At 73.3% G+C, this 7,372-nt stretch carries 5 protein-coding genes and 1 pseudogene; 3 read left to right on the forward strand and 3 right to left on the reverse strand.

Going from position 1 to position 7,372, the window contains the following annotated elements:
• Positions 1–383: pseudogene (locus EHS43_RS32240) on the reverse strand (peptidoglycan-binding protein); the annotation flags it as partial.
• 91 nt (positions 384–474) lie between these two features.
• Positions 475–1,308 carry a hypothetical protein gene (locus tag EHS43_RS32245; protein WP_125194215.1) on the reverse strand — a complete coding sequence of 278 codons (834 nt, stop codon included), beginning with the start codon at positions 1,306–1,308 and terminating at the stop codon, positions 475–477.
• Between the two features lie 156 nt (positions 1,309–1,464).
• Here EHS43_RS32245 and EHS43_RS32250 point away from each other — a divergent pair, with 156 nt between their 5' ends.
• Positions 1,465–2,133 (forward strand): TetR family transcriptional regulator, encoded by a 669-nt coding sequence (locus EHS43_RS32250; RefSeq protein WP_125194219.1) that lies wholly within the window; start codon positions 1,465–1,467, stop codon positions 2,131–2,133.
• A gap of 172 nt (positions 2,134–2,305) precedes the next feature.
• On the forward strand, positions 2,306–2,716 hold the full coding sequence (locus EHS43_RS32255; protein WP_125194216.1) for a Zn-ribbon domain-containing OB-fold protein: 411 nt from the start codon (positions 2,306–2,308) through the stop codon (positions 2,714–2,716).
• A 40-nt stretch (positions 2,717–2,756) separates the two neighbouring features.
• Here EHS43_RS32255 and EHS43_RS32260 read toward each other — a convergent pair whose 3' ends face one another.
• Complete coding sequence (locus EHS43_RS32260) at positions 2,757–4,109, reverse strand: Gfo/Idh/MocA family protein (protein WP_125194217.1); 1,353 nt, start codon at positions 4,107–4,109, stop codon at positions 2,757–2,759.
• Between the two features lie 210 nt (positions 4,110–4,319).
• Here EHS43_RS32260 and EHS43_RS32265 point away from each other — a divergent pair, with 210 nt between their 5' ends.
• Complete coding sequence (locus EHS43_RS32265) at positions 4,320–7,061, forward strand: hypothetical protein (protein WP_185806509.1); 2,742 nt, start codon at positions 4,320–4,322, stop codon at positions 7,059–7,061.
• Positions 7,062–7,372: the final 311 nt, after the last annotated feature.

Below are 7,372 nucleotides of genomic sequence, written 5' to 3' on the forward strand. Positions count from 1 at the left end.
GGGCTGGCCGTCGGCTGCGGGTCCGCCACCGCGGCGGAGTGCCCCGTGCGTCCGGCGAGCAGGAGCGCACAGCCGAAGCCGATCACCGCGGCCGCCGTCACCGCCGCCGCGATCGCCGTGCGGCGCAGTCCCGGCACCCGTCCACGGGGGACGTCACGGGGGCGCCGGGCGCGGTCGTCGCCGACCGGCGGCAGTTCCTGGGTCGCGTCCTCGGTTCCGGGCGGCGTGACGGGCAGGGAGAAGGATTCGTATCCGACGGCCGGCCGGGGCGGCAGGTCCTTCATCAGCTCCGCGAGCGCGTCGGTACGGCGAGGCCGCAGCACCCGGATGGGTTCGAGGGGCGTCCGGTCCGGCGGCGCCCCTCGGTCGGACGGTGTCGGCATCCTGGTCTCCTTCCGTCCCGCGCACACGGGTCTGAAGCCGTCCCCCGGCAAGTGATACGGCGCCGGGGGCCCGGGAGTTCAGCGCCGGCGCTCATCGGGGGGCGGAGTCGAGGAACCGGTGCAGGGACGCCTTCATGGCCCCGACGAAGGCGTCCCTGTGCTCGTCGTCCAGGGCGTCCAGGGAGAGGTACGGGTTGAGGTCCTCCAGCTCGACCAGCAGGAGTCCGCCGCCGGGCGCCCGGCAGGCGTCGACCCGCTGGATGCCGTGGCCGAGGTCGTTCCACTCGACGAAGCGCCGGGCGAAGGCCAGGTCGTCCGGGGTGGGCCGGTACGGCTCCAGGGTCCAGCGCCGGTCGGGGTGCGGGGCGTACAGGGCGTACTGGAAGTCGTGGTCGACGAAGTAGAAGGACACCTCGTAGGTGAAGTCGACGCACGGCTGGACGAGGACCTGTCCGTCGACGTGGTCGCGCACCTCGTCGGCGGGCACGATCCGCAGTCCTATGGAGTCGGCGCCGAGCCGGGGCTTGACGACGTAGCGGTCCGTCATGGGCAGCCGGTCCAGGTCCTCGGCGCGGTCGACGGTCGGGATGACGGGGTACCCCGCGGCCGTGAGGTCGAGCAGGTACTGCTTGCCCGCCATGTCGGCCTTGCCGGTCAGCGGGTTGTACACGCGCGTGCCGTCGCGCAGCGCCCGCTCGCGGAACGCGTCGTACGCCTCCTGGTGGGCCAGCACGGGCCCGCTGTTGCGGACCACGACGGCGTCGAAGCCGGCCGCGAGCGCGGCGGCGTCCCGGGGGTGGCACAGGGCGAGGTCGAAGTCCTCCCGCAGGCGCGCGGTCAGGAGGATGTCCTCGTCGCAGTAGCGGCGCCCGCGGGCCCGGTAGGCCAGGTCGGTGACGTACAGGAGGGCGGGGCGGCGGGACATGCGGGACTCCTCGGCGGGCGGGCGCCGATCGTATGCGGCCGGGCGGCAGCCCGACAACGCAGGGCGTTGCACTCAGTTCCCTCGACAGGCTGCACCCAGTGCCATATCGGTAGTTCAGGTGCTACGTTCGCGACCATGAGCTCCACCAAGCCCGCCATGCGGGACGCGCTGGTCGCGGCCGCCTTCCAGCTGTTCCTGGAACGGGGTTACGAGCAGACCACCATCGACGACATCGTCGCGCTCGCCGGGGTCGGGCGCCGCTCGTTCTTCCGGTACTTCCCGTCCAAGGAGGACGTGGTCTTCCCGGACCACGAGCGCTGCCTGGCCGACATGACGGCCTTCCTGGCCGCGAGCGACCCCGGGTGCGATCCCCTGGAGCGGGTCTGCGAGGCGGTACGGCTGGTGCTGCGCATGTACACCGAGAACCCCACCTTCTCCGTGCAGCGCTACCGCCTCACCAAGCAGGTGCCGGGCCTGCGCGCCTACGAGCTGTCCGTGGTGTGGCGCTACGAGCGGTCCTTCGCCGAGTATCTGCGCGGGCGCCTGAAGGGGCTGCACGACGGGACGCTCAGGGCCGACGTGATCGCCGCCGCCGTCGCCGCGGCGCACAACAACGCCCTGCGCTCCTGGCTGCGCTCGGACGGGCACGGCGACGCCGAGCAGGCCGTGGAGCACGCGCTGGGCTATGTGCAGGCCGCCTTCGGGGCGCCGGGCCCGCCGCCCGCCGGCGAGCCGGCCGAGGACGTGGTGGTGATCGTCTCCCGCCGCGGCGCGCCCCTGTGGCGGGTGGTCCAGGAGATCGAGTCCACGCTCGACCGGGACTGAGCCGCCGCGGCCGCCGGCTTCCCTTCAGTGAAGTTGAGGGTACGCAGTACCTTTACGGCTGACACTCAGTGCCATACGCTGACGGTGTGCACGGCGGCACGGGAGCCGCGCACGTCCGTGCACGGTTACCCGAGCACGTGGGATTCCGGCCGAGCGCAGGGAGTTGACCAGCGTGTACCACCACTCAGGCATTGCTCGTCAGGCAGCCGGCTTCGGCACGGGCGTACTCGAGCCCGCCGCCCCGGCCACGGACGCGATCCTCTTCCAGCGCTGCACCTGGTGCGGTACGGCGATGTACCACCGCCTGCTGTGTCCGGTCTGCCAGGGCGGCGACCTGCGCACCGAGCGCAGCGAGGGCGTCGGCACGGTCCGGCACTCCACGGTGGTCCACCGCAACACCCCCGCCGCACGCAATGTGTCGCTGATCGAGCTGGCCGAGGGATTCGTCGTCCGGGGCCGCGTCATGGGCCCGCCCGCCGCGATCCACAGCGGTGACCGGGTACGGATGTCCACGGCCAAGGACCCGGTGCGCGGCGAGCCCGTCTTCCAGCTGCTCGACGAGCCCTACCGCGCCTGGAGCTGACACCCCGTCGGCGGCGGCCGGGTGCTCGGAAACCCGGGCCTCACCACGCCGCCGGGATCAGGTCGCGCACCCGCACCGGCCGCCCCGTCCGAAAGCACTCGTTGGCCGCGATGCCGACGCCCAGCGCCAGGGCACCGTCGCGTTCGGTGGCCGTCGGATGCGTCGCGGCACCGGCGTCCTCGCCCGCGTCTCCCGGGCCGGGGTCCACGGGGCCGAAGAGCGCGTCGAGCATGCGCGGGTCTCCCCCGCCGTGCGCCTCGTGCGCGGTGACGAGGGGCACGTCGACCGGGGACTGCCACAGGGGCCGCAGCGTGAGACGCGCGCCGCCCGCGTGGTCGGCCGCGGTGTCCCCGTGCAGCGCGCCGCTCGCCGAGGTGATCCTGGTCAGGGGCGCCTGCCAGCGGCTCTCCTCGACCTCCAGTTCCAGCCGGCCCGCGCTGCCGTTGAACATAACCCGGTAGCCCTCCCACGGGGAGTAGGCGGTGAGGTGGTACGTCATCGTCGCGCCGCGGGCGTGGCGGACCACCAGCGCCATGTCGTCCTCGATGGTGACGGGCCCGTCGAAGACGTTGCGGTCGCGCAGGTATCCGTCGTCCCGCTCGGCGTCGAGGTACAGGGCGCGCAGGGTGTCGTCGGACGCGAGGTCGAGGGCGAAGGGGTCGTCGGCGGCCGGTTCCGCCCCGTGGGCCCGTGTGTAGTCGCGGCGCAGACCGTGGCGTGCGCCGGCCTCGGGGCCGTAGAAACCGAGCCGCCCGTAGCCGAAGACCTCCTGCGGCTCGTCGGCGAGCCACCAGTTGACCAGGTCGAAGTGGTGGCTCGCCTTGTGGACCATCAGGCCGCCGCTGTGCCGCTTCTCGCGGTGCCAGCGGCGGAAGTAGTCCGCTCCGTGCCGGGTGTCGAGGAGCCACTCGAAGTGCACGGAGAGGATCTCGCCGATCGCGCCGTCGGCCAGCAGGGCGCGGACCTTCTCGTGGACGGGGTTGAAGCGGTAGTTGAAGGCGACGGTCAGGGAGTTGCCGGTGTCCTTGACCGTCTCCAGGATGCGGGCGCAGCGCCCGGCGTCGACGGTCATCGGCTTCTCGGTGACCACCCGGCAGCCGGCCCGCAGGGCGGGGACGATGTAGCGGTCGTGCTCGGCGTCGACGGTGGTGACGACGACCTCGTCGATGCCCTCCGCGGTGAGCAGGCCGGCGAAGCGGTCGGGCTCCCACTGGGCGGCGGCCGGTTCGCCGGCTTCGCCGAGCAGGCGGTTGTGGAAGGCCATGCGGGTGGGGCTGGGGTCGCACAGGGCTGCGACGCGGTGGCCGGGGCGGGCGGCGAGGGCCCGGGTGAACAGCTGGGCGCGGTGGCCGGTGCCGACGACTGCTGTGCGGAGAGGGGGAGTTCGGCTCATGGAAAGCGCTTCCCCCATCGGGTGGGGCGCTAGTCCCCGTGACGCTTCTGGCTTGTTCGCGCCACTCGCCCGCGGGCGACGGCCGCGCACAGACAACCCACAGACACCCCTCCCCCGTCCTACGTGACGCGAGAGACGCCCGGGACCGACGGGTGGTCTGCGCACGGGGTTTTGAGGAGAGAACCATTGATCCGTGCCCGGCGAATATGTGTGACCGCCGTGGCGGTGCTGGCGGCCCTGGCGGGCTCGCCCGGACTGGCACAGGCGCAACAGCCGCACGCATCGGGCCCGTTGAGTGCAGCGGACGACCGACCACTTCCGCCGGGGTGGCGGATCGACGGGGAACGCGGAGCGCGTGAGCTGGTCTGGCGCGCACCCGAGACGGTGCCCATGGGGGACGCGCGCGTCGAGTTCCGTACCGGGGACCGGCTGCTCGGGGTTCCGAAGCCGGCGAAGGACGGCCGGACCTTCCGGCTCGCCCTCACCGACGCGCGGCCCGCACGGCTGACCGACCTCCAAGTCACGGCGGCGGGACGCCGGTTGGACGCGCAGGAGGACAGCAACCCGTCCGGCCTGCGCGCGCCGCAGTTGCCCGCGCAAGCGCCGGCCAACGGTGTGGATCCGGGCAGGCCCGGCTCGTACCGCACCGTCACCGGCACGTACGACCTCCCCCCTGTGCGTCTGCCCGGGTACCGCACCCCGGTGGAGATGACCGCCGAGGTCGTGGCACCCAAGAACGCCCCCGGCAGCCGGCCGCTCGCGCTGTTCCTGCACGGCCGTCACAACACCTGCTACAAGCCGGGCTCCGAGGACGACGTGACCGGCGACTGGCCCTGCGCGGCCGGCTACAAGCCGATCCCGAGCCACCTGGGCTATCTGCGCGACCAGCGACTGCTCGCCTCCCAGGGCTATGTGACGGTGTCGATCTCGGCCAACAGCATCAACGCCCAGGACTGGGAGGCCGAGGACGCCGGCGCGCAGGCGCGCTCCTCGCTGGTACGGCAGCACCTCGCCCGCTGGGCCGACTGGGGCGCCCACCGCTCCTCGGCCCCGGCCGTGGTCCGTGCCGCGGCGAAGGCGGATCTCGCCCGGGTCCTGCTCGTCGGTCACTCGCGGGGCGGCGAGGGCGTGAACCGGGCCGCCATGGACAGCCTCTACCCGCCGCCCGCGGCGGAGGACGGCTACCGGGGTCCGGTGCGCTGGAAGGTGCGCGGGACCGTGCTCATCGGACCGACGATCTTCGGCCAGAATCCGGTCGCCGACGTCCCGTCCGTGACGCTGTTGCCGGGCTGCGACGGCGACGTGTCGGACCTTCAGGGCGAGGACTTCGTCGACGGGACGCGTGGGGTCAGCCGGGGCGCCGCGCTGCAAAGCGCGGTCTACGTCGTCGGCGCCAACCACAACTTCTTCAACAGCGAGTGGACCCCGGGCGAGGCCCAGGCCCCGGCCCAGGACGACTTCGGAGCCGACCCGGACCACCCCGACCCGGTGTGCTCGCCGGGTGCGGCGACCCGTCTGACCGCCACCCAGCAGCACAGGGCGGGGGCCACGTACATCGCGGCCGCGGCCCGGCTCTTCCTCTCCGGGGACGACCGGGTGCGTCCGCTGCTCGACGGTTCCGGGAAGCGGGCCCCGTCCGCCGATCCGGCCCGGGTGCTCACCCACGCGGTCGGCGGCCGCCGCAGCGGCGGCTTCCTGCCGGACAGCGGCGCCAAGGTGACCGGTGCCCGGCTGTGCTCGGCGGTCGACCCCGACCCGGCCGTGGCCTGTCTGGCCCCGGAGACCCTCGGATCCTCCCCGCACTTCGCGCAGTGGGAGACGAACAAGGAGACCGGCCGCAGCGCGGTGGCGCTGAAGTGGTCCGCGCCGGGCACGGCCGCGCGCGTCACTCCGGTCAAGCCGCTCTCCCTGCGCGGCTCCCAGAAGCTCGCGCTGCGGGTCTTCGTACCGCCGAACACGAGCGGCACCAAGTTCGACGTGGCCGTCACCGACTCCTCCAACCGCCGGGTGACGCTCGGCCGGACCGAGGTGACGGGACTGCCGGGCTCGCAGTACACCGCCTCCTACTGGGCGCAGGAGCTGCGCGTCCCGCTGTCGGCGGCGACCCGGGCCGGACTCGACCTGCGGCACGTCAAGTCCCTTGAGCTGACGCCCCGTTCGCGCTCCGGGCGGGCCTGGCTGATGGACGCCTGGGGCTGGGCGCCCGGCACTCCCGCGGTCAGGGCGGCCGCGCTGCCCCGCGTCGACGTGGGCCGCACGGTCGTCAAGGAGGGCGACTCGGGCACCCGCACCTACCGCGTCCCGGTGAGGATCTCCGGGCACGGCAGCGGTCAGGTCCGCGTGTACGTCCTCGCCCCGGACAGCGGGCGGGCCGAGCAGCGGCTGGTGACGGTACGGCCCGGCAGCCACGCGATCGACGTGCCGGTGAAGGTGAAGGGCGACACCGCGTACGGCGAGGACGTGCAGCACGACATCGCCGTCAAGGCCGTACGGGGCTCCGTCGTCGGCAAGTACCGGGGCGGGGTCACCGTCGAGAACGACGACCCCGAGCCGGTGGTCACCCTGTCGCCGGTCGCGGACCGGGTGACCGAGGGCGAGACGCTGACCTGGCGGCTGTCCATCGACGCCCCTTCCGCGGTGGACATCTGGCAGCCCGTACGGGTGCTTCCGGTCACCGAGGGCACCGAGCTGTCCACCAAGGACGTGGACCCGCAGTGGCTCAAGGAATGGTCCGGTGACGTGCCCGACCCCGAGCGCCGGCTGTCCGACGCGAGCCTGTGGGTGTGGCTGAACATCCCGCCCGGGAGCACCAGCACGGACTTCGTGGTGCCGACCGTGCGGGACCAGGTCGCCGAGCCGACCGAGTCGATGCGCCTCGCGCTGACCGATCGCAACGCCGAGCCGCTGCCCGACAGGCCGGCGCTGACCGGCACGGTCCTCGACCAGCCGTGAGCACGCCGCGGTACGGCGATACGCACTGACCCTGCGTGCGGGGCCCGGCCCGACCGGGCCCCGCACGTCACAGGGTCACGCGAATCCCCGAGGCGACCCGTGGCACACCCTCTGCCGAACGGACCTCGACCGGCCGTGAACCCGCCGCGCAAGTATTCCGAGCACCCTGACACGCGGCATCCGGCCCGAACGGAACCCCACGCATCACAAGGTCACGCGGATCCCGACCCTCCCGCTCGACCCACGACGCAGCCCACTGCCGAACGGGCCTCGACCGGCCGTGAACCCGCCGCACCGATGACCCCGCGCAC

Origin of the sequence: Streptomyces sp. RP5T (assembly GCF_003933965.1) — a bacterium.
Lineage (GTDB): Bacteria > Actinomycetota > Actinomycetes > Streptomycetales > Streptomycetaceae > Streptomyces.

Coding starts and splice junctions, on each gene's coding strand:
- EHS43_RS32245 (WP_125194215.1), bottom strand. CDS start 1,308: ATGTCCCGCCGCCCCGCCCTCCTGTACGTCACCGACCTGGCCTACCGG.
- EHS43_RS32250 (WP_125194219.1), top strand. CDS start 1,465: ATGCGGGACGCGCTGGTCGCGGCCGCCTTCCAGCTGTTCCTGGAACGG.
- EHS43_RS32260 (WP_125194217.1), bottom strand. CDS start 4,109: ATGAGCCGAACTCCCCCTCTCCGCACAGCAGTCGTCGGCACCGGCCAC.